The sequence below is a fragment of the Rhodococcus sp. 008 genome (assembly GCF_001682295.1).
GTDB lineage: Bacteria > Actinomycetota > Actinomycetes > Mycobacteriales > Mycobacteriaceae > Rhodococcus_F > Rhodococcus_F qingshengii.
Genome location: NZ_CP012749.1, coordinates 5,614,178 through 5,635,243 on the forward strand (window position 1 = coordinate 5,614,178; position 21,066 = coordinate 5,635,243).

The 21,066-nt window shown below is 63.3% G+C and carries 20 protein-coding genes; 7 read left to right on the forward strand and 13 right to left on the reverse strand.

Annotated features, from left to right (window positions below; all coding sequences use genetic code 11):
- Nucleotides 1-16: 16 nt before the first annotated feature.
- The 4 genes from prcA to dop all read right to left on the reverse strand — a co-directional run bounded on the left by prcA (nucleotide 17) and on the right by dop (nucleotide 3,498).
- Nucleotides 17-784, reverse strand: coding sequence for a proteasome subunit alpha (gene prcA / locus AOT96_RS26000; protein WP_003945006.1), 768 nt, complete (start codon nucleotides 782-784; stop codon nucleotides 17-19).
- Nucleotides 781-1,659: a proteasome subunit beta gene (gene prcB / locus AOT96_RS26005; RefSeq protein ID WP_007729873.1), complete on the reverse strand. Its 879-nt coding sequence runs from the start codon at nucleotides 1,657-1,659 to the stop codon at nucleotides 781-783. The genes prcA and prcB overlap by 4 nt, the downstream gene beginning before the upstream one ends.
- The gene (locus AOT96_RS26010; RefSeq protein WP_003944925.1) at nucleotides 1,656-1,850 is read right to left on the reverse strand and encodes a ubiquitin-like protein Pup; all 195 of its coding nucleotides are present in this window, start codon (nucleotides 1,848-1,850) and stop codon (nucleotides 1,656-1,658) included. The genes prcB and AOT96_RS26010 overlap by 4 nt, the downstream gene beginning before the upstream one ends.
- A gap of 148 nt (nucleotides 1,851-1,998) precedes the next feature.
- A complete protein-coding gene (dop, locus tag AOT96_RS26015) occupies nucleotides 1,999-3,498 on the reverse strand; it encodes a depupylase/deamidase Dop (protein WP_003944852.1) in 1,500 nt (499 codons plus the stop codon).
- Between the two features lie 58 nt (nucleotides 3,499-3,556).
- Here dop and AOT96_RS26020 point away from each other — a divergent pair, with 58 nt between their 5' ends.
- The gene (locus AOT96_RS26020; protein ID WP_054828098.1) at nucleotides 3,557-4,114 is read left to right on the forward strand and encodes an NUDIX hydrolase; all 558 of its coding nucleotides are present in this window, start codon (nucleotides 3,557-3,559) and stop codon (nucleotides 4,112-4,114) included.
- Nucleotides 4,115-4,149: 35 nt separating this feature from the next.
- Here the strand turns inward: AOT96_RS26020 and AOT96_RS26025 are convergent, their stop codons facing one another.
- Both AOT96_RS26025 and arc read right to left on the reverse strand, forming a co-directional pair.
- Nucleotides 4,150-4,827 (reverse strand): TIGR00266 family protein, encoded by a 678-nt coding sequence (locus AOT96_RS26025; RefSeq protein WP_003944961.1) that lies wholly within the window; start codon nucleotides 4,825-4,827, stop codon nucleotides 4,150-4,152.
- 118 nt (nucleotides 4,828-4,945) lie between these two features.
- A complete protein-coding gene (arc, locus tag AOT96_RS26030; RefSeq protein WP_003944870.1) occupies nucleotides 4,946-6,721 on the reverse strand; it encodes a proteasome ATPase in 1,776 nt (591 codons plus the stop codon).
- Nucleotides 6,722-6,916: 195 nt separating this feature from the next.
- Between arc and AOT96_RS26035 the strand changes: the two genes are divergently transcribed.
- Nucleotides 6,917-7,441 carry a hypothetical protein gene (locus AOT96_RS26035; protein WP_065352493.1) on the forward strand — a complete coding sequence of 175 codons (525 nt, stop codon included), beginning with the start codon at nucleotides 6,917-6,919 and terminating at the stop codon, nucleotides 7,439-7,441.
- Nucleotides 7,442-7,505: 64 nt separating this feature from the next.
- Here AOT96_RS26035 and AOT96_RS26040 read toward each other — a convergent pair whose 3' ends face one another.
- Entirely contained in the window at nucleotides 7,506-8,429 is a 924-nt protein-coding gene (locus AOT96_RS26040) for a tRNA (adenine-N1)-methyltransferase (protein ID WP_064688456.1), read from the reverse strand.
- Nucleotides 8,430-8,567: 138 nt separating this feature from the next.
- Between AOT96_RS26040 and AOT96_RS26045 the strand changes: the two genes are divergently transcribed.
- Together AOT96_RS26045 and AOT96_RS26050 are read left to right on the forward strand one after the other, a co-directional pair.
- Nucleotides 8,568-9,458 carry a RecB family exonuclease gene (locus tag AOT96_RS26045; protein ID WP_370852750.1) on the forward strand — a complete coding sequence of 297 codons (891 nt, stop codon included), beginning with the start codon at nucleotides 8,568-8,570 and terminating at the stop codon, nucleotides 9,456-9,458.
- 1 nt (nucleotide 9,459) lies between these two features.
- Nucleotides 9,460-10,269, forward strand: a complete 810-nt coding sequence (locus tag AOT96_RS26050; RefSeq protein WP_065352494.1) for a thioesterase family protein — start codon at nucleotides 9,460-9,462, stop codon at nucleotides 10,267-10,269.
- A gap of 46 nt (nucleotides 10,270-10,315) precedes the next feature.
- On the opposite strand, the gene hisG is transcribed toward AOT96_RS26050, so the two are convergent.
- The 6 genes from hisG to metH form a co-directional block, all read right to left on the reverse strand.
- Nucleotides 10,316-11,167: an ATP phosphoribosyltransferase gene (gene hisG, locus AOT96_RS26055; RefSeq protein WP_003944905.1), complete on the reverse strand. Its 852-nt coding sequence runs from the start codon at nucleotides 11,165-11,167 to the stop codon at nucleotides 10,316-10,318.
- Between the two features lie 97 nt (nucleotides 11,168-11,264).
- Nucleotides 11,265-11,528 (reverse strand): phosphoribosyl-ATP diphosphatase, encoded by a 264-nt coding sequence (locus tag AOT96_RS26060; protein ID WP_003944933.1) that lies wholly within the window; start codon nucleotides 11,526-11,528, stop codon nucleotides 11,265-11,267.
- Nucleotides 11,529-11,587: 59 nt separating this feature from the next.
- Nucleotides 11,588-12,448, reverse strand: a complete 861-nt coding sequence (locus AOT96_RS26065; RefSeq protein ID WP_065352940.1) for a pseudouridine synthase — start codon at nucleotides 12,446-12,448, stop codon at nucleotides 11,588-11,590.
- Between the two features lie 57 nt (nucleotides 12,449-12,505).
- Complete coding sequence (gene trhO, locus AOT96_RS26070) at nucleotides 12,506-13,366, reverse strand: oxygen-dependent tRNA uridine(34) hydroxylase TrhO (protein WP_042450983.1); 861 nt, start codon at nucleotides 13,364-13,366, stop codon at nucleotides 12,506-12,508.
- A 12-nt stretch (nucleotides 13,367-13,378) separates the two neighbouring features.
- Nucleotides 13,379-14,077, reverse strand: a complete 699-nt coding sequence (locus AOT96_RS26075) for an HAD family hydrolase (protein ID WP_042450985.1) — start codon at nucleotides 14,075-14,077, stop codon at nucleotides 13,379-13,381.
- Nucleotides 14,070-17,639: a methionine synthase gene (gene metH / locus AOT96_RS26080; protein ID WP_047270513.1), complete on the reverse strand. Its 3,570-nt coding sequence runs from the start codon at nucleotides 17,637-17,639 to the stop codon at nucleotides 14,070-14,072. Before metH ends, AOT96_RS26075 begins: the two co-directional genes overlap by 8 nt.
- Nucleotides 17,640-17,807: 168 nt before the next feature.
- Between metH and AOT96_RS26085 the strand changes: the two genes are divergently transcribed.
- The 3 genes from AOT96_RS26085 to AOT96_RS26095 all read left to right on the forward strand — a co-directional run bounded on the left by AOT96_RS26085 (nucleotide 17,808) and on the right by AOT96_RS26095 (nucleotide 21,051).
- On the forward strand, nucleotides 17,808-18,662 hold the full coding sequence (locus AOT96_RS26085) for a PAC2 family protein (RefSeq protein WP_223257810.1): 855 nt from the start codon (nucleotides 17,808-17,810) through the stop codon (nucleotides 18,660-18,662).
- Nucleotides 18,659-19,819, forward strand: a complete 1,161-nt coding sequence (locus AOT96_RS26090; RefSeq protein WP_065352495.1) for an MFS transporter — start codon at nucleotides 18,659-18,661, stop codon at nucleotides 19,817-19,819. Before AOT96_RS26085 ends, AOT96_RS26090 begins: the two co-directional genes overlap by 4 nt.
- A gap of 146 nt (nucleotides 19,820-19,965) precedes the next feature.
- Nucleotides 19,966-21,051 carry a hypothetical protein gene (locus AOT96_RS26095; RefSeq protein ID WP_065352496.1) on the forward strand — a complete coding sequence of 362 codons (1,086 nt, stop codon included), beginning with the start codon at nucleotides 19,966-19,968 and terminating at the stop codon, nucleotides 21,049-21,051.
- Nucleotides 21,052-21,066 lie beyond the last annotated feature (15 nt).

Here is a 21,066-nt window from a genome sequence, read left to right on the forward strand (position 1 = left end):
CAGACCTACGGAGTATCTACGAGGGTGCGTCGCCGTTTGCCGGCGGCGCATCCTCGACTGCTGCCGGAGCTGGAAGCATCTCTTCCAAAACCGTTCCAGCGATCCGTTTGAACGCACGGCGTGGACGATTGCTGTCGAGTACGGCAACCTCGAGTGCACTCACATCGAGAGTTCGTGGTTCCGCCTCAGTGGTTCCGGCCGGTGCCGGGCCGCCCTTTTGGAGCGCCCCGACTGCAATCCGCACTGCGGATTCGAGGTCGAGGTCTCGCTGGTACGACTCGCGCATCGCCGTCACGATCGGTTCGGTCGTGCCGCCCATGACCACGAATTCCTGCTCGTCCGCGATGGATCCGTCGTACGTGATCCGGTAGAGCTGAGCCGGCGTACTGCTTCCGAAGCGACCGATCTCGGCAACACAGATCTCGACCTCGTACGGCTTGGGCTGCTCGGTGAAGATCGTTCCCAGGGTTTGTGCGTACGCATTGGCGAGCGAACGCCCGGTGACGTCCCGACGGTCGTACGAGTACCCACGCATGTCTGCGTGGACGATGCCCGCGCGGCGCAGATTCTCGAACTCGTTGTACTTGCCCACTGCCGCGAATCCGAGACGGTCGTACAGTTCGCTGACCTTGTGCAGAGCACGCGACGGATTCTCGGCGACAAAGAGCACTCCGTCGCGGTAGGTGAGAACGACGACGCTGCGCCCGCGGGCAATTCCCTTGCGCGCCAATTCCGAACGATCGCGCATGATCTGTTCGGCTGATGCGTAATACGGCATCGTCATAGCGCAGACTCCCCTTCCGGACTCACGGTCGCCGTGCGAGCCGCGACGATCTCCCTGGCGATCTCGGCAGCCCTGGTGGGCGACAACTCGACAGCGCCGGCCGAGGTGATGGTGACCGCCGTCGGATAGATCCCTCGTGTCAGATCAGGACCACCGGTAGCCGAATCGTCATCTGCCGCGTCGTACAGCGCCTCGACGGCGAACCGAAGCGCGGTGTCCTCGTCGATTCCCGGTGAATACAGCTTCTTGAGCGCCGATTTCGCGAACAGGGAGCCGGATCCGACTGCGTGATAGCCCGCGCGCTCCTCGTATCGCCCACCGACGACGTCGTAGGAGACGATGCGACCGGCGGTGGACGGATCGACCGCGTCCAGGTCGTAACCCACGAGCAGTGGCACAACCGCCAAACCTTGCATCGCTGCTCCGAGATTTCCTCGAACCATCGACGAAAGTCGATTGGCCTTGCCGTCGAACGTGAGTGGGACGCCTTCGATCTTCTCGTAATGTTCGAGCTCGACCGCGAAGAGCCGGACCAGTTCGATTGCGATCCCGGCCGTACCGGCAATACCCGCAGCCGAGTAGTCGTCCGTGACGTACACCTTCTGCACGTCACGGCTGGCGATGAGATTGCCCATCGTCGCTCGGCGATCACCCGCGAGCAGAACACCACCCGCATAGCTGATCGCGACGATGGTGGTGCCGTGCGGAGCTACGTCTCCCCCGCCCATGACAACACCTCCTGTGTCGGCGAAGCGGTTCTGCGGAAGATGCTCCGGTGCATGCACCCGAAGGTATTCCGAGAATGACGACAGATTCGAGCCGAAGCTCAACCGTGTGTCCCCGTCTGTGATCCGGGGCGCGCGATCCACCGTCACTGGCCGCCCTTCTGGACGTAGGCACGGACGAAGTCCTCGGCGTTCTCTTCCAACACGTCGTCGATCTCGTCGAGCAGGTCGTCGGTTTCTGCAGCGAGCTTCTCGCGACGTTCCTGGCCGGCACTGCCGTCGCCACCAGTGGTTTCGTCGTCTTCGCCGCCACCGGCACGCTGCGTCTGTTCTTGAGCCATCGCCGTCGACCTCCTTGTGTGAAGGGAGCTCTCGCGAGCATCCTGTTCGGCCCAGCAGAGTCGGTAACTGATCCCGCTCGGACCTTCACCCTACCGAGCGGCACCGTCAGGTGTGGAGAGACGCGACGGCGAGCCGCATCGGCTGATTTCAGTGAGTGAGCTGATCAACCAGTTCCGCGGCGCTGTCCACGGAGTCGAGCAACGCTCCGACGTGCGCTTTGGTACCTCGAAGCGGCTCGAGGGTGGGGATACGGATCAACGATTCACCGCCGAGATCGAAGATGACCGAATCCCAGCTCGCGGCCGCGATATCGGCACCGAATCGGCGTAGGCACTCGCCCCGGAAGTATGCGCGAGTGTCGGTGGGAGGGTTCGTGACCGCGTCGAGAACCTGCTGTTCGGTGACAAGCCGCTCCATGGAGCCGCGAGCAACCAGGCGGTTGTACAGGCCCTTGTCGAGTCGCACGTCGGAGTACTGCAGATCCACCAGATGCAATCGCGGCGCCGACCACGCGAGTCCCTCACGATTGCGGAACCCTTCGAGCAGACGCAGTTTGGCCGGCCAGTCGAGGATGTTCGCGCACTCCATGGGATCGCGCTCGAGGAGATCGAGAACCATCGCCCACTTGGCGACGATATCGTCCGCTCGCGGATCACGATCGGTCTCACGGTCGAGGAACTTCGAGACACGTTCGAGGTAAATGCGTTGCAGCGCAAGCCCTGTCAGTTCACGTCCGTCGGCCAGCGCAACGGTCTTGCGCAGAGTGGGGTCGTGACTGATGTGGTGGACGGCCGTGACCGGACGCGCCAGTTGCAGATCGGTGAGGTCGACACCTGCCTCGATCAGGTCGAGTACCAGCGCCGTTGTTCCAACCTTGAGGTACGTCGACATCTCCGCGAGGTTCGCGTCACCGATGATGACGTGCAGGCGGCGATACTTGTCCGCATCCGCGTGCGGTTCGTCGCGGGTGTTGATGATTCCGCGCTTGAGAGTGGTCTCGAGGCCTACTTCGACCTCGATGTAGTCGGATCGCTGCGAAAGCTGGAATCCGGCCTCGTCGCCGGACTGACCGAGACCCACACGACCGGAACCGCAGATCACCTGCCGGGACGCGAAAAACGGCGTCAATCCGGTCACGATCGAGGCGAACGGGGTCTCACGTGAGCAGAGGTAGTTCTCGTGCGTGCCGTACGAGGCACCCTTGCCGTCGACGTTGTTCTTGTACAGCTGCAGCCGTGGCGCACCCGGCACGCTGGATGCGTGCCGCGCAGCCGCTTCCATGACGCGTTCGCCGGCCTTGTCCCAGATCACGGCGTCGAGCGGGTCGGCGACCTCGGGCGCCGAATACTCCGGATGGGCGTGATCAACGTACAACCGTGCCCCGTTGGTGAGAATCATGTTCGCGGCGCCGATCTCGTCCGCGTCGATCACCGGCGCGGGACCGCTCATTCGCCCCAGATCGAAGCCTCGGGCATCTCGCAGCGGAGATTCGACCTCGTAATCCCAGCGTGTGCGCTTGGCCCGTGGCACGCCCGCTGCGGCGGCGTAGGCAAGCACCGCCTGGGTTGAAGTGAGAATCGGATTCGCCGACGGCTCACTGGGTGAAGATATTCCGTATTCGACCTCGACACCGATGATCCGCTGCATGACACAAGAGCCTATGTGATTGCGGCGCGGCACCCACAGGCGTGGCACAGTTGGAGGAATGCACCAACCTCTCACCGCAGACCTGAATCCCGCGGACGAGGTAGTCGCCGTGTACGACCGGACGGGTAATCCGATCGGCCGAGCACCACGTTCCGTCGTCTACTCGGGTGGGCTCTGGCACGCGAGTGCGGGCGTCCTGGTTCGTACCGGGGACGGCTCCCGCATCTACGTCCATCGCCGAACCGACACGAAAGCGGTGTTCGGGGGCTATCACGACTGTCTGGCCGGAGGTGTCGTCGATCCAGGTGAGACGCCGCAGGAAACTGCGATCCGTGAAGTCGGTGAAGAACTCGGAATCTTCGGAACGGCAGACCAGCCACTCCAACTGACGGAGATCGCTCGAAAATCCTGGGACGGCGAGTGGAACAACTCTCCGTTGCGCTGTCACCTGTTTGCGTTCGAACTCAGATACGACGGGCCGATGGCACATCAGCCCAGCGAAATCGCCGAAGGTTGGTGGTGGACACCGAAAGAACTCGGCGCCCACCTGCAGGACCCGTCGTGGCCGTTCGTTCCGGACTCACGCGCGCTGCTGGCCGACTATTGCTGGAGCTGAACACCGCTGGGACTGAACACTGGTGGGACCTGTGATCAGCCCGGGGTGATCGCCGAGAGCCACGCAGCGAAGGCGCTGGGGTTGCGGGTCTGCGCGAGAACGCGTCCTGGGCCGGTGAAGTCGAAGACAAATCCTTCACCGGACTTCATCGACTGAATGGTGCGCCCCTGAACGGCGCGCCGCATGTTGAAGTTCATCCCGAGGTCGTAGGCGACCACGTGACCGGTATCGATCGTGACCGTCTCGCCTGGCTGCAAGTCGATGACGTCGATCGCGCCGTAGACGGCCAGCACTACTTCACCGTCGCCACTTGCCCGCAGGCCGAAGCCGCCCTCACCGCCGAAGAGGTTGGACATGCCGCCCCACTTGGACTCGACCGTCACACCGTAGGAGTTGGCCAACCAGGTTCCACGGTTGAGGAAGAACGGGCGATCAGAGGTGATGGTCAGCGGAATCAGATCTCCGGGAAGCACGCCAGTCACGTCGACCCAACCACCTTGCGGCGGAGCGGTATACGTCGTGACGAAAAATGATTCGCCGCTCAGCATCGACCGCTTGAGTCCCTGCAGGACGCCGCCCTGCGCCTTCGCTTCGAGTACTACGCCGGCAGAATGCGCGAGCATCGCCCCGCTCTCCACGCGCAGCGGTTCGCCGGGCGCGAGGTAGCAGCGAGCGACTGTGGACGACGGATTGTGTCGAAGATGTATCTGCACGGCGGGACTCTAAACCAGCGCGACCGACCGGTCCAATCGCAACGAAGTCAACGGCAGTGACGCAGAGATCGGGCCGACAACTCCCGCGGAGTGGCCGGCCCGATCGATGTTCGTTTCGTTACAGGTACTGGCCCGTGTTCGACTCCGTGTCGATCGCGCGGCTCGCACTGGCGTTCTTGCCCGTGACGAGAGTGCGGATGTAGACGATCCGCTCCCCCTTCTTGCCCGAAATACGTGCCCAGTCATCAGGATTGGTGGTGTTGGGCAGATCCTCGTTCTCGGCGAACTCGTCGACGATGGAATCGAAGAGGTGCTGCACACGCAAGCCCGGAGCACCGGTGTCGAGCACAGACTTAATCGCGTACTTCTTGGCGCGGTCGACGATGTTCTGGATCATCGCCCCCGAGTTGAAGTCCTTGAAGAACAGAACTTCCTTGTCGCCGTTGGCGTACGTGACCTCGAGGAAACGATTCTCTTCGCTCTCCGCGTACATGCGATCGACGACGCGAACGATCATCGCCTTCAAGCATGCAGTGCGATCTCCACCGAACTCGGCGAGGTCGTCCGCATTGATCGGCAGACCGTCCACCAGGTACTTCGAGAAGATGTCCTGAGCCGATTCCGCGTCGGGGCGCTCGATCTTGATCTTCACGTCCAGTCGGCCGGGACGCAGGATGGCCGGGTCGATCATGTCCTCACGGTTGGAAGCGCCGATGACGATGACGTTCTCGAGCCCTTCCACACCGTCGATCTCGCTGAGCAGCTGCGGAACGACCGTTGTCTCCACGTCGGAGGAGACTCCCGAACCACGGGTACGGAAGATCGAGTCCATCTCGTCGAAGAAGACGATCACCGGAGTGCCCTCGGACGCCTTCTCACGAGCACGCTGGAAGATCATCCGGATGTGACGCTCGGTTTCGCCGACGAACTTGTTCAGAAGTTCCGGGCCCTTGATGTTCAGGAAGTAGGACTTGGCGTCCTTGCTGTCCTGACCGCGGGCTTCGGCGATCTTCTTGGCCAACGAGTTGGCGACGGCCTTGGCGATGAGCGTCTTGCCGCAACCAGGCGGACCGTAGAGCAGTACACCCTTCGGCGGCCTCAGTGAGTACTCGTGGAACAGATCCTTGTGGAGGAACGGGAGTTCGACGGCATCACGGATCTGTTCGATCTGACGCCCGAGACCACCGATGTCGTCGTAGTGAACGTCCGGAACTTCTTCGAGAACCAGATCTTCGACCTCGGCCTTCGGGATGCGCTCGAAGGCGTACCCGGCCTTGGTGTCGACGAGCAACGAGTCGCCCGGACGCAGTTTCCTGGTCGGAGAATCGGCGTCGTACGCGATGATGTCGGCTTCGGGGTCGGCGAAGACGGCTGCCAACGGCGCTGCGAGCCAGACGATGCGCTCTTCGTCGGCATGGCCGACCACCAGTGCGCGCAAGCCGTCGTCGAGTACCTCACGGAGCGTGCTGATCTCACCGACCTGCTCGTAGGTGCCGGCCTCGACGATGGTGAGTGCCTCGTTGAGGCGAACCGTCTGCCCGAGGGCGAGGGTGTCCGTGTCGATGTTCGGTGAGCACGTCAACCGCATCTTGCGACCCGACGTGAACACGTCGACGGTCTTGTCCTCGTGTACCGAGAGAAGGACTCCGTAACCGCTCGGCGGTTGACCGAGTCTGTCGACTTCTTCACGAAGCGCGATGAGCTGCTGACGGGCCTCTTTGAGGGTGTCCATCAACTTGCTGTTTCGGATGGACAACGAGTCCACCTTCGACTCCAGCTCACGCACCTGCTCCGGCGATTGTGCAAGTTGTCGGCGCAGTACTTGTGCTTCCACTCGTAGCGCGTGGAGTTCTTCTGCTGCCGCAACCGAATCCGGGTTCTCTGTCGAGCTCATGTGCGTCTCCTCCCAGTGCGATCCATCAACGCTACCGGCATAAGGCCCCAACTGTCGCCAGACACGGTGCGCGAGTGCGAATTCACACCTGCGCGCGGACCGTGCCGACTGGTCTCGAGCCAGATTTTGGTCATGTTAGCCTTGCCTACAAGATGGAGACAGCGCCTGTCTCTCTTTACAACGAAAGGTAACGCTGTGATCATCCGCAAGACTCTCATCAGCGCTTGTGCTGTCGCTGCCGTCCTGACCATGGGTGCATGCAGCTCGGACGACAACAAGGATTCGACGGCTGCAAGTTCTACTTCCGCCGCCGCCTCGAGCACCACGGCCAAGGCCTCGGCTTCCGCCACGACGTCAGCTGCCGCTGCCGCTGCGGCTCCGACGGCCGAGGAGCTCAACGCTTCGCTCGTCGCTCTGATCGATCCGGCCAAGCCGATCGAGGAGAAGACCGCTCTGGTGGTCGACGGAACCAAGCGTCAGGCCAACATCGAGACGATGAGTGCTGCACTAGGCGGTAACCCGGCCTACGCGATCACGTTCAACGTAAACAACGTCAAGGTCGACGGTCAGACCGCAACTGCAGACGTCGCCGTCGTCAGCCCGCACGGCGCCGCCCCGGCCACCCCGTGGACCTGGGAGCTCGAAGACGGCTCCTGGAAGCTGTCCGACACCTCGGCTTGCGTGCTCCTGGAAATGGGCCGCGCGTCCTGCACCGCATAACTTCCAGCTACGACAAGAGCGGCGATCCGGATACCGGATCGCCGCTCTTGTTGTTTTCGTGTGACTACTTGGCCGCGGTGTTCGAGCCCTTGCCCGCACGCCGCTGCGGCTTCGGGGTGACAGTTCCTTCGGCGAGACGACGAGCGCTCACGAGGAACGCGGTGTGGCCTTGCATCCGATGTTCGGGGCGCACCGCCAATCCGACGACGTGCCAACCGCGCACGATCGATTCCCACGAGCGGGGCTCGGTCCAGCATTCCTGCTCCCGCATCGCCTCGACGACCTTCGAGAGCTGAGTAACGGTCGCGACGTAGACGATCAACACGCCGCCCGGCACGAGTGCCTTCGAGACGGCGGGCAGGACGTCCCACGGGGCCAGCATGTCGAGGACGACGCGATCGACCTTGCCTCCGTGCGCTTCCGGATCGAACTCGGCAAGATCGGCGATGGTCAGTTCCCAGTTCGGCGGACGTTCCCCGAAGAAGGTCTCGACGTTGCGAACCGCATGTTCGGCATGATCGTCGCGGACCTCGTAGGAGATGACCTTGCCCTCGGGTCCGACGGCACGCAGCAGCGAACATGTCAGTGCGCCGGAGCCGGCTCCGGCCTCGAGCACGCGTGCTCCTGGGAACACGTCGCCTTCGTGGACGATCTGAGCTGCGTCCTTCGGGTAGATGACCTGGGCACCGCGCGGCATGGACAGCACGTAGTCCACCAGCAGGGGGCGCAGTGCGAGATAGGGCGTGCCGTTGACCGACTTGACGACGCTGCCCTCGTCGGCACCGATCAGATCGTTGTGAACGATTCCGCCCTTGTGGGTGTGGTATTCGCGGTTCGCCTCGAGAACGATCGTGTAGTGGCGTCCCTTGCCGTCGGTCAGCTGTACTCGGTCGCCGACGCGGAACGGACCTGACGGCCGCTTGCCCGGCGCAGTGAGATCAGCTTCTGGAAGCTCTTGTTCGGGAATCTCGGCGACAGCGGGCTGCACAACCTCATCCACTTCGGTCGTGCCTTCTTCTGGTTGCAGCTCGTTCGCCATGCGCAGATGATCCCTGTTCGCTTGTTTCCGGTGTCCTCGCCACCGGCTCCGACGGAGTTGTCGGACCAACCGCATAGCCTGCCAGGTGTGAGCTCTGTCGAATTGCCAACCCCCACTCCAACGGGTGCAACATCACACGAGCGCCCGCGTAGTCGGCCGGCGCTCTCTCCGTCTCGGGCGGGTGACTACAAACAATGCCCCCTGCTCTATCGCTTCCGAGCAGTCGACAGAATTCCGGAAACGCCAACCAGAGCCCAGGTCAGAGGCACCGTCGTACACGCGGCACTGGAAGCACTGTTTGCACTCCCGACCGGTCACCGGGTTCCCGATCGCGCAGCCGAACTCGTCCGTCCCGCGTGGGAACGTGTCAGTGCCGAGTCTCCCGAGGCCGCTGACCTTGTTCCGGAGGGCGAGCTGGATTCGTTCCTCGACGAAGTCGGCAAGCTCGTCGCGACGTACTACACGCTCGAAGATCCCACTCGATTCGATGCCGAGGCGTGCGAGGTCTACGTCGAGACCGAATTGGAGAACGGCGTTCGACTCCGCGGCTTCGTCGACCGGATAGACGTTGCACCGACGGGTGAGGTGCGGGTGGTCGACTACAAGACCGGAAAAGCGCCTCGCGAGTTCACCGAATCCAAGGCGCTCTTCCAGATGAAGTTCTACGCGCTCGTACTGCTGCGCACTCGCGGAATCGTTCCCGCACAACTGCGCCTGATCTATCTGGCCTCCGGCTCGATTCTCACGTACGCCCCGGATCACGACGAGCTCATCCGATTCGAGCGAACCCTCTCCGCCATCTGGAAAGCGATCCTCGCAGCAGGTGCGACCGGAGACTTCAGACCCAAGCCTGGCAAACTGTGCGACTGGTGCGATCACAAGTCACTGTGCCCCTCGTTCGGCGGAACACCTCCGCCGTATCCAGGTTGGCCGGACCTGCTGAGCACCGAACCTGTTGCCGCAAAGGAGAATTCATAACATGACGGACAGTTCGTACTACCGCTACCTCGGAACGACGGAGGAAGGGCACGAGCGGTTCGCGAGCACGCAGGCAACTGTCAGCATCTGGGGCCCGACACTGCAGCACGGCGCTCCCCCGTCGGCGCTGTTGGTACGAGCCCTCGAGCGGTGCGGTGCGCGCGACGAAACCCGTCTGACGCGCGTCGTCGTCGAGATTCTCGGACCGATTCCGATTGCCGACCTCGAAGTCCGGTCCTGGATCGAACGACCCGGTCGCCGAATCGAATTGATCGTCGCCGAACTGTGGGCAACCACCGCCGATGGAACTGCACGCGCGGTTGCGCGCGGTACGGCGTGGCGGATGGAGACGGTGGATACCGGCGACGTCGTCCACGTAGTCGATCCCCCGCTCGAACCCCGCGACAGCGGCACCCCGGGCGTTCTCGAGGGTCTGTGGAGCGTCGGCTATCTCAAGACCCTCGACTGGTCCTGGATTGCTCCGATCGGGTGCGTGGGAACCGGCAAGGTATGGGCGCGCCCCAAGCCAGAGCTGGTCGAGGGTGAGAAGATGTCTGCTCTCGAGCGTTTGTTCGCGGTGGCCGACATCTCAAACGGGGTCGGCGCCAAGCTCGACCCGGAGCACTGGACGTTTCTCAACACAGATCTCACGGTGCATATCTTCCGTGTGCCCGAGGGAGAGTGGGTCGGTGTCGCCGCCGAAACCACAACGGGTCCGGACGGCGTCGGCATGTGTGCGGGCGTGCTCTACGACGAGCAGGGTGCCGTGGGCCGTATCGCCCAGACTTTGCAGATTCGCGCCCGTTCCTGATTTCCAGGAACGGGCGCGAATGCGCGTAAATCTATTCAGGCAGTGATCAGAAAGCGCGTACTGAGCGGATGTTCGACGCGAGGATGGCCTTGGCACCGAGTTCGGCCAAGGCATCCATCACCTGGTTGTGTCCCTTGATCGGGACCATCGCGCGAACCGCGACCCAGTCGGGATCGGCCAACGGTGAGAGGGTCGGCGATTCCATACCGGGAGTCATCTTGATGGCGTCGTCGAGGATGGTGCGCGGGCAGTCGTAGTCGATCATCAGATTCTGCTGCGCGAAGACAATTCCGCGTACGCGTTCGATGAGCTGGTTGCGGGCGGGATCGTCCTGCGGAGCGCCGGTGCGCTCGATCAGGACACCTTCGGAATCGCAGAGCGATTCACCGAAAGCCACGAGGTTGTGTTGGCGGAGAGTACGACCCGATCCGACCACGTCGGCGATCGCGTCGGCGACGCCGAGCTGAATCGAGATTTCCACTGCTCCGTCGAGACGGATGACGGTGGCGTCGAGTCCGCGATCTGTGAGGTCCTTACGGACCAGGTTCGGGTACGACGTTGCAATGCGCAGGCCGGACAGATCCTCGACGGCCCAGTCCTTGCCGGCAGGTGCTGCGTAACGGAACGACGAACGGCCGAAGCCCAGTGACAGACGCTCGGATACGGGAGCACCCGAGTCGCCGGCGAGATCACGACCGGTGATGCCGAGATCCAGCTCACCGGAGCCGACGTAGATCGCAATGTCCTTGGGGCGCAAGAAGAAGAACTCGACCTGATTGGCCGGATCGAGGACTGTCAGATCACGGGAATCGGTGCGTCGACGGTAGCCGGCCTCGCTGAGAATCTCGGCGGCGGACTCGGACAGTGAGCCTTTGTTGGGAACTGCTACGCGCAGCATGGTGGATGTCCTTTCGGAAGGTGTGGGTGACGTGAGACGACATGAATCGGAAGCCCTGGACGAGCGAGACGGAGTACATCTCGCTGGTCAGCTCCGATCACAGATGTCGGTACACGTCCTCGAGGGTCAGTCCGCGACCGACCATCAACACCTGCGTCCAGTACAGCAGCTGGGAAATTTCCTCGGCTAGCTGCTCATCGCTCTGGTATTCCGCAGCGATCCACACTTCACCGGCTTCCTCGATGACCTTTTTGCCCTGAGCATGCACACCGGCGTCGAGGGCGGCGACAGTGCCGGACCCCTCGGGGCGAGTAGCAGCGCGCTCGGTCAATTCGGCGAACAAGGATTCGAAGGTCTTCACGGGTAGCTATTCTTTCACGAGGACGGAAGCGGTTTTCACACGCCCACGAACAGCGGTGTTCACAGGCCTGCGTCGAGGCTGCGCGAACTCACGAACCTGCGGGTCTGCCCGGTGATCGGATCCGGGTACTCCAACGCTCGCGCCAACAATCGCAACGGAGTCGAGAAGTCACCGGGCACTGCGGGCAGATACTCCGGATAGTAGTTGTCACCGACGATCGGGACGCCCAGCGAGTTGAGGTGCAGCCGAAGCTGATGGGTCCGGCCGGTCCGTGGGAGCAACCTGTATCGCCCGAGCGTCCGGCCGGCCGAGTCGGTGATCACCTCGATCAGTTCGATCGACGTCTCACTGTTCGGCTCGCCCGCGATTTCGGTAGCCGTCATCTCGCCGTGAACTTTGTTGATGCGGCTGCGCACCGTGCGAGGGAAAGTCAGTTCCGGATCGAAGCCCGCAATCGCCTCGTACTCCTTGACGATCCGCTGCTCGGCAAAAAGTTCCTGGTACGGCCGTCGTAGGTCCGGTGTCACGGTGAACACGATGACACCCGCCGTCATCCGGTCGAGGCGGTGAACTGGCGCAAGATCCGGAAGGTCCAGGTCACGACGCAGGCGCACGACTGCGCTTTCGACGATGTGCGCTCCCCGTGGAATGGTCGCCAGGAAGTGCGGTTTGTCGATCACGAGAATCGAGTCGTCGCGGTACAAGATCTCGATCTCGTGCGGAACCGGAATCTCGGGGGCCGGCTCGCGGTAGAAGTACACGAACCGGGTCGGCTGATAGGGCGTTCGGCTCGTGATCTCCCGCCCGTGCTCGTCGACGACGTCCCCGGCGCTGACGAGGTCCGCCCACAGGTCCCGCTCCCCGGGATGCTCGCCGACCAGGTACTCGAGGACGGTCCGCGCCGACGACTCCGCCGGCATCCGCAGCCGGTCAGGTCCGAGACCGTTTCGGATCGGCAACGGAGCCTTGGGCACAGCTCAGTCCTGCTCGAGGTCTGGTGAACAACTCTCGCAGAGCAATTCGAGGGTTCGGCCGTCGCCGTCGATCCGGTTGCGGTACCGCGGGGTCGGAGTACCACAATCGACACACACGCCGAGTGTCTTGGCTTCGGATGAGAACTCGATGTTCATCCGCTTGTCGAACACGTACAGGGAACCGTCCCAGAGGCCGCGGTCGCCGAAAGTCTCGCCGTAACGGACGATTCCGCCGTCCAACTGATAGACCTCGTCGAAGCCACGTGAGCGCATCAGCGAAGACAACACCTCACAGCGCACTCCGCCGGTGCAGTACGTGACCACGGCTTTGCCCTTGAGATGGTCGTATTTGCCACTGTCGAGTTCGTTGACGAAATCCCGAGTGGTGGCGACGTCCGGAACTATCGCATCTCGGAAACGGCCGATCTCGGCTTCGAAGGCATTGCGCCCGTCGAAGAACACGACGTCGTCACCGCGAGTGTCGACGAGTTCGTGTAGTTCCTTGGGCACCAGGTGAACTCCTCCGCCGACCACACCGTTCTCGTCGACTTTCAGCTCGTCGGGGGCACCGAACGTCACGATCTCCGAGCGTGCCTTGACACTCAGACGAGGGAAATCGTTCCCGAGGCCGTCCGACCACTTGATGTCAGCGGTACGGAAGGGTTCGTAACCACGCGTACCACGGACATATCGCTTGACATCCTCGATGTCTCCGCCGACCGTCGCGTTGATCCCGTGCGGCGAGACGATGATCCGGCCCGTCAGGTTGTTGGACTCGGCCAGGCTGTGCTGCCACAGCTTGATCGCTTCCGGGTCCGCCAACGGCGTGAACTGGTAGAAGAGAACAATTTTCGGAATAGCCACAGCAAATCCAGCCTAACGTGCCGCGCTCGAGTGAACGTCGTGAAGATCGTGAATGGACAAGTCCACCAGAGACTCTCGAAACACACGTCCAGGGCCGGCCGGGACGTCGACCTCACACGGAACGACGAGCACCGCGCAACCCGCAGCGCTGGCCGACGCCGTGCCGGTCGGCGAGTCCTCGATCGCGAGGCACTGCGCCGGCTCGAGTCCGAGCAGATGCGCGCCGCGCAGGTACGGATCCGCTGCCGGTTTCCCGTTGGGGACCTCGTCGCCACACACCGAATGGTCGAAGAACTCACGGCCGAGCATGCCGAGTGCCCGATCGACCAGAACTCGCTCGGTGTTGGTGACCAGTGCAGAACGCAAACCACCGTCACGCACGGTCGACAGTGCGTCGCGAGCACCCGGCCGCCAGGTCACGCCGTCCTCGAACAGATCACCGACGCGGGTGTACATCCAGTCCTTCGCCTCGGCGATGGCATCGGGATGCTTCTCCAGGCCGAGCGCGTCGAACACCGTCGCAAGGGCGAAGGGACTCGACGCACCGATGACGGCAACGCGTGTCGCTTCCGTCATCGGTCCGCCCAGGCGTAGGGACAGCTCACGAAGCGCGATGTCCCACAGCTTCTCCGAATCGAGCAGGGTGCCGTCCATGTCCCACAGGACACCACCGAGCGTTGATTCGGATACTTCGGTCAACAACTCAGACATTGAAATACTTTGCTTCCGGGTGGTGCAGGACAAAAGCGTCCGTGGACTGCTCGGGATGCAGCTGCAGCTCCTCGGACAATTCGACGCCGATTCGTTCGGGTTCGAGCAACGCCACCAACTTGGCTCGATCCTCGAGATCCGGGCACGCGCCGTATCCGAACGAATAACGAGCGCCGCGGTACTCGAGATCGAAGTAGCCGGCAACCTCGGTGGGATCCTGCTCCGCGACGGTGTGACCCTCGGGAAGCACTAGCTCTTCACGGACGCGTCGATGCCAGTACTCGGCCAGAGACTCCGTGAGCTGGACACCGATTCCGTGAACCTCGAGGTAATCGCGGTACGAGTTCGACGCGAACAACTCGTTGGCGAAGTCCGCGATCGGCTGACCCATCGTCACCAACTGGAACGGGAGTACGTCGACCTGCCCGGTGGCCTCGGCGTCCTTGCGCGAGCGAACGAAGTCCGCGATGCACAGGAAGCGGTCGCGGTGCTGGCGCGGGTAGGTGAACCGGAACCTTTCGGGTGCATCCGGTTTCGGCTCGGTGAGCACGATGACGTCGTCGCCCTCCGAGATCGCCGGGAAGTACCCGTACACGACCGCGGCATGCGCGAGGATGCCCTCGGACGTCAGCCGATCGAGCCAGTACCGAAGTCGCGGACGGCCTTCCGACTCGACCAGTTCCTCGTACGTCGGACCATCGCCCTTGCGCTGACCGCGAAGGCCCCACTGGCCGAGGAAAAGAGCGCGCTCGTCGAGCAGCCCCGAGTACTCGGACAGCGAGATTCCCTTGACGATGCGCGAGCCCCAGAAGGGAGGTGTCGGCACCGCGATGTCGGTTGCGACATCGGAACGCTCCGGCAGGACCACGGGAACCGCTGCAGCCTTACGCTTTTCGGCGATGCGCTTGGAACGCTCGTGACGTGCCTTACGCTCGGCAGCCTTCTCGCGAGCAGCGATGGCCTCCGGGCTGTCCGGCGCCGGGCCGCCACCACGCTTGGTCGTCATGATCTGGTCCATCAAGTTCAGACCCTCGAAGGCGTCGCGGGCATAGCTGACGTCGCCCTCGTACACCTCCTGCAGGTCGTTCTCGACGTAGGAGCGCGTGAGCGCCGCACCACCGAGCAGAACCGGGAACTTCTCGGCGACTCCGCGTGCGTTGAGTTCCTGGAGGTTTTCCTTCATCACGACAGTGGACTTCACGAGCAGTCCGGACATGCCGATCACGTCGGCCTTCTTGTCCAACGCGACGTCGAGGATGGTCGCGATCGGCTGCTTGATACCGATGTTGACGACCTCGTAGCCGTTGTTGCTCAAGATGATGTCGACCAGGTTCTTGCCGATGTCGTGAACGTCGCCCTTGACGGTCGCGATCACGATGCGACCCTTGCCGTCCTCGTCGCTCGCTTCCATGTGCGGTTCGAGGAATGCCACGGCAGCCTTCATGACCTCGGCCGACTGCAACACGAACGGCAACTGCATCTGTCCGGAGCCGAACAGCTCGCCGACGGTTTTCATGCCCGAGAGCAAGGTCTCGTTGATGATGGCCAGCGGAGGCTTGATCGTCATCGCCTCGGTGAGGTCGTCGTCGAGGCCGTTGCGCTCGCCGTCGACGATGCGGCGTTCGAGCCGGTCGAACAACGGAAGTCCCGCCAGTTCCTGCGCACGGGACTCGCGCGCCGACGCAGCCGAGACACCCTCGAACAGAGCCATCAGCTTCTGCAGCGGGTCGTAGCCCTCGCTACGACGGTCATAGACCAGGTCGAGTGCGGTTTCACGCTGCTCGTCAGGAATTCGGGCCATCGGCAGAATCTTGGACGCATGAACGATCGCCGTGTCCAGACCTGCCTCGGTGCACTCGTGCAGGAACACCGAGTTGAGGACCTGACGAGCTGCCGGGTTCAAACCGAACGAGATGTTCGAGATACCCAGGGTGAAGTGCAGTTCCGGGTACGCAGCCTTGAGCTGACGGATCGCTTCGATGGTCTCGATGCCGTCGCGTCGTACCTCTTCCTGACCGGTCGAGATGGGGAAGGTCAAGGCGTCGACGATGATGTCGGACTCGGCGAGTCCCCAGTTTCCCTTGATGTCCTCGATCAGACGCTTGGCGATGGCGACCTTCGTCTCGGCGGTGCGAGCCTGGCCCTCTTCGTCGATGGTCAGGGCGACGACCGCCGCGCCGTGCTCCTTGACCAGAGTCATGATCTTGTGGAAACGCGATTCGGGGCCGGCGCCGTCTTCGTAGTTGACGGAGTTGACGGCGCAGCGGCCACCGAGGTGCTCGAGGCCGGCCTGCAGCACGGCAGGCTCGGTGGAGTCGAGCATGATCGGCAGCGTCGAGGACGTCGCCAGGCGGCTGGCAAGTTCCGACATGTCGGCGGCACCGTCGCGGCCCACGTAGTCGACGTTGAGGTCGAGCATGTGTGCGCCGTCGCGGGTCTGGTCCTTGGCGATGTCCAGGCACTTCTGGTAGTCCGCGGAGAGCATCGCCTCGCGGAAAGCCTTGGAGCCGTTGGAGTTCGTGCGTTCGCCGATCATCAGGATGCTGGCGTCCTGCTCGAACGGCACCGCCGAGTACAGCGAAGAGGTGCTCGGCTCGTGGATCGGCGTGCGCTGGGCCTTCTCGACCTGACGGACCGCGTCGGCGACCGCGCTGATGTGCTCGGGCGTCGTACCGCAGCAGCCACCGACGAGGCCGAGTCCGAACTCGGAGACGAAACCACTGAGGGCTTCGGCCAATTCGTCGGCAGTCAGCGGATACTCGGCACCCTTGGGGCCGAGCTGCGGCAGGCCGGCATTGGGCATGACCGACACCGGCAGCGTGGAGTACTTGGACAGATGACGGAGATGTTCACTCATCTCGGCCGGCCCGGTGGCACAGTTCAGACCGATCATGTCGATACCGAGTGGCTCGAGTGCCGTCAGCGCCGCACCGATCTCACTGCCCAGGAGCATCGTTCCGGTTGTCTCGACCGTCACGTGCGTGATGATCGGCAACCGCAGTCCGAGTTGCTCCATCGCACGCTGGCTGCCGAGGATTGCAGCTTTCACCTGAAGCAGGTCCTGGCAGGTTTCGACGAGGATGGCGTCGGCGCCACCGTCGATCATGCCGAGCGCAGCTTCGGTGTACGCGTCACGCAGGACTGCGTACGGTGCGTGTCCCAGGCTGGGGAGCTTGGTTCCCGGTCCCATCGAGCCGAGTACGAATCGGGCCATGCCGTCGCGGCCTGGTCCCATCTCGTCCGCTACTTCACGGGCGAGAGCAGTGCCTTTTTCCGCGAGTTCGCGGATCCGGTGAGAGATGTCGTAGTCGGCGAGGTTGGGCAGGTTGCAACCGAAGGTGTTGGTCTCGACGGCATCGGCACCAGCGGCGAAGTACGCACGGTGGATGTCTTTGAGCACGTCGGGACGGGTGTCGTTGAGGATCTCATTGCACCCCTCGAGGCCGAGGAAGTCGTCCAGGGTGAGGTCCGCGGCCTGCAACATGGTGCCCATCGCTCCGTCGCCGATGACAACGCGCTGTTTCAGCGCATCAAGCAGGGCAGAGTTAAATGGGGCAGACATGCCGTCCAGAGTAGTGGGCGCACCGACAAGCTCTGGCCGTAGGCTGGGTGGGTGAGTCCAAGTGAGTTCCCCGTCACTCCCGACGGCCCGGTCGATTTCGATGATTCCGCGGCCTTCGAGAGTCCTGACGGCTTTGCCGTCGACAGCAGCGACCGCCTCGAGGGCGACATCCCTGTCCTACGTGATCCCATCCTCGTTGCAGCTTTCGAGGGCTGGAACGACGCCGGTGACGCAGCCAGCGGTGCGGTCGAACATCTCGAGCTGATCTGGGATGCCCAGCCGCTCGCCGAACTCGATTCAGAGGACTACTACGACTATCAGGTCAACCGCCCCACAGTCCGGCAGGTCGACGGTGTCACTCGCGAAATCGTTTGGCCGGCAACACGTTTGTCGGTCTGTTCGCCTCCTGGCAGCGAGAGCGACATCGTCCTGCTTCGCGGGATCGAACCCAACATGCGGTGGCGCAGTTTCTGCGAGGATCTGCTCGAGCTGATCGACCAACTGAACGTCAAGACGGTCGTCATCCTCGGCGCCCTGCTCGCCGATACTCCGCACACCCGACCGGTCCCGGTGACGGGCACGGCCTACAGCAGTGAATCCGCCGCCCGATTCAACCTGGAACAGACGCGGTACGAAGGCCCGACGGGCATCACCGGGGTTCTTCAGGACGAGTGCGTTCGTGCTGGTGTACCCGCTATTTCGTTCTGGGCGGCGGTTCCGCACTACGTCTCGCAGCCACCCAACCCGAAGGCCACAGTGGCCCTCCTTCAACGAGTCGAGGATGTTCTCGACATCGAGGTCCCACTCGGGGAGCTCCCGGCTCAGTCGGAGGATTGGGAGGAAGCGGTCAACGAAATGACCGCGGACGACGAGGAAATCGGCGAATACGTGCGCACCCTGGAAGAACGGGGAGACGCCGAAACCGACATCAGCGAAGCAATCTCCAAGATCGACGGCGACGCCATCGCCGCGGAATTCGAGCGCTACCTCAGACGGCGAGGCCCCGGCAGCTTCGGACTGTGAGCAAGAACACTCCAGAAGAAGGCGGAAGTACACAGCGCCCACTGCGCCTCCGGCTTCAGCTGATCGCGCTGTACGCCGGCGGGTTCCTCGGCCCGTTCGGCGGCGGCGTGGTTGCTTCGATCCTTCCCGAGATCGGTGACGATCTAGGGGTCGGTCCGTCGGCGGCCGCCTCTTCCCTCACCGCGTACCTGCTCCCCTTCGCCGCTCTGATGTTGGTGTCGGGGACACTCGGGACGCGGTGGGGCAAGGTTCGGACGGTGCGCATCGCTTACGGCGTCTACGTCCTCGCGTCGTTGGCATGCTTCCTCGCCCCGACACTCGAGATCTTCCTTGCCGCCCGGGTACTGCAGGGCTCCGCGAACGCATTCACCACGCCGCTACTGCTTGCCTCGTTGGCGGCCGCAACACCGCAGGCACGGCTGGGTCGAGCCCTCGGAGCCTTCGGCGCTTTCCAGGCCGCAGGGCAGTCGTCGGCTCCGTTGATCGGCGGACTGGCGGCCGAATTCGACTGGCGTCTGGCCTTTCTCGTCATCGCAGTGGTCGCGGGCATTCTGGGAGCCGTCGGACTTCCGAAGTCCGAAGCACCGGCAGCGACCACTCCCGCCCGTCTCCGCGATGCATTACGCCCCGAAGTGCTCCGCATCGGTATCGCTGCATTGCTCGGCTGGGGCGCCCTCGGTGGACTGAGCTTCCTGCTCGCCTTCCGCTTCGAAGACGAGTTCGGGCTGTCCCCCACCGTCCGCGGCCTACTGCTCACCGTCTTCGGCGTGGCCGGCATCCTCTCGGCCCGGCGCATCGGAATCCTCATCGATCGCATCGGCGCACGCTCCTCCGTGATGATCGGCGCCCTGGGCGGAGCAGTTCTGGTCTCCGTCGTCGGCCTTGCCGGCTTGGTGCCGGTGATCGCGATCGCATGGTTTGTCGCAGGCGTCGCGAGCCAGTTCGTGCTGGTCGGCGTCAACGCGGCGGTCCTCGGATCCGCGGGGCCGAACCGTGGCGGCGCCGTGTCCGTCGTCCAAGCGATGCGCTTCGGCGGCGCCGCTCTTGCTCCCCTGGCCCTGACACCGATTTACGACTCTTCGCCTGCCGCGAGCTTCCTGATCCCCGCACTACTGCTCGCCGTCGTCGCTCCCCTGATCATGCCGAAGCAACACTGATCGGTCTCGGCAATTTCGAATTTGAAGTTGTGTAGGTAGTGAGTTTCTCGGCGAAAGTGACCACCGTTGTCGCGAGGCTGTCAGGCCGAACGTTATTCGGAAAATCTTGTGTTTCCGTCGTCGACAGATATTGATACCATTGGAACATGAGCGATTCTGAGTCGGAACCGGAACGGCCGATCGACATTTTTCGGCGATCGGTTGCCGTCATCGAAGAAAATTTGCCTCCTACCTGGTCTTTGTCGACGCAGCGCTCCCCCGACCTGTCCGAGGCGCCACTCCGACTCGACCTCCGCTCCCCTGACGGCTCGGTGGCCAAATTCGGCGTGTACGCCGCTCACGGTGTCCTGAGCAGCGACGTTCCCGGTATCGCCGATCGCTTCCCCACCGGTCAATCGGGCTTCGTGTGCGCAAAATATCTGTCCGAGCCGGTTCGCCGGCAGCTCGATTCCCACGCGATCTCGTACGCAGACGCCACGGGCAACGTGTCGTTGACCGCTGATCGACCCGCCGTCTGGGTGCGTGGACGCGGAGCCGACGCCGATCCGTGGCGGGGGCCCGGACGTCCTTCCGGACAGTTGACGGGCGATCCGTCAGCTCGCGTCGTGCGTGCGCTTGCCGATTTCGCGGCGCCACTGGCGATCACTGCCTTGGTGCGCCTGGCCGGTGCGTCGACGGGAGCAACCTATCGGGTGGTTCAGACACTGTCGGATCGTGAACTGGTGACCAGGCTCCCCCGCGGTGGGATCGGTGACGTCCGCTGGCCGAAGATGCTTCGTGAATGGGCGGCTGAGGCCGGGGCCAAAGCGCCGACGCCTCACGGCTTTCACGCGCCGGACGGGTTGGAAGCACTCTTCGATCAACTGCGTCAGCTCAGCGGTCACATCTACGCCGGTACCGCCTCGGTGGCCGCCGCACCCTTTGCTCGGTACGCGCCCACTCGACGTGCCCACTTCCATGCCGACAACGTCGATCAGTTCGCCGACGCTCTCGGACTACGGCGGGTGGAATCCGGCGGTGACGTGTGGATCACCGCTCCCCTCTCACCGTCTGCCTTCGACCGATTGCTCACCCGCGACGGCATCCGCATCGTCGCCCCCAGCCAAGCGTTCGCCGATCTGCTGGTCGGCCCGGACTCCGACGAGGCGGCGGCCGAGCACCTGCTCACATGGATGATCGAGAACGAATCGCAGTGGCGACGCGCCGCATCCCCTGCTACGGATCGCCCGTAGGAAAAAGAGGGGGCG

Coding starts and splice junctions, on each gene's coding strand:
- arc (WP_003944870.1), bottom strand. CDS start 6,721: ATGAGCTCGACAGAGAACCCGGATTCGGTTGCGGCAGCAGAAGAACTC.
- prcA (WP_003945006.1), bottom strand. CDS start 784: ATGACGATGCCGTATTACGCATCAGCCGAACAGATCATGCGCGATCGT.
- AOT96_RS26050 (WP_065352494.1), top strand. CDS start 9,460: ATGACGGACAGTTCGTACTACCGCTACCTCGGAACGACGGAGGAAGGG.
- metH (WP_047270513.1), bottom strand. CDS start 17,639: ATGTCTGCCCCATTTAACTCTGCCCTGCTTGATGCGCTGAAACAGCGC.
- dop (WP_003944852.1), bottom strand. CDS start 3,498: ATGCAGCGGATCATCGGTGTCGAGGTCGAATACGGAATATCTTCACCC.
- AOT96_RS26065 (WP_065352940.1), bottom strand. CDS start 12,448: ATGCCGGCGGAGTCGTCGGCGCGGACCGTCCTCGAGTACCTGGTCGGC.
- AOT96_RS26075 (WP_042450985.1), bottom strand. CDS start 14,077: ATGTCTGAGTTGTTGACCGAAGTATCCGAATCAACGCTCGGTGGTGTC.
- AOT96_RS26010 (WP_003944925.1), bottom strand. CDS start 1,850: ATGGCTCAAGAACAGACGCAGCGTGCCGGTGGCGGCGAAGACGACGAA.
- hisG (WP_003944905.1), bottom strand. CDS start 11,167: ATGCTGCGCGTAGCAGTTCCCAACAAAGGCTCACTGTCCGAGTCCGCC.
- AOT96_RS26095 (WP_065352496.1), top strand. CDS start 19,966: ATGAGCGATTCTGAGTCGGAACCGGAACGGCCGATCGACATTTTTCGG.
- AOT96_RS26020 (WP_054828098.1), top strand. CDS start 3,557: ATGCACCAACCTCTCACCGCAGACCTGAATCCCGCGGACGAGGTAGTC.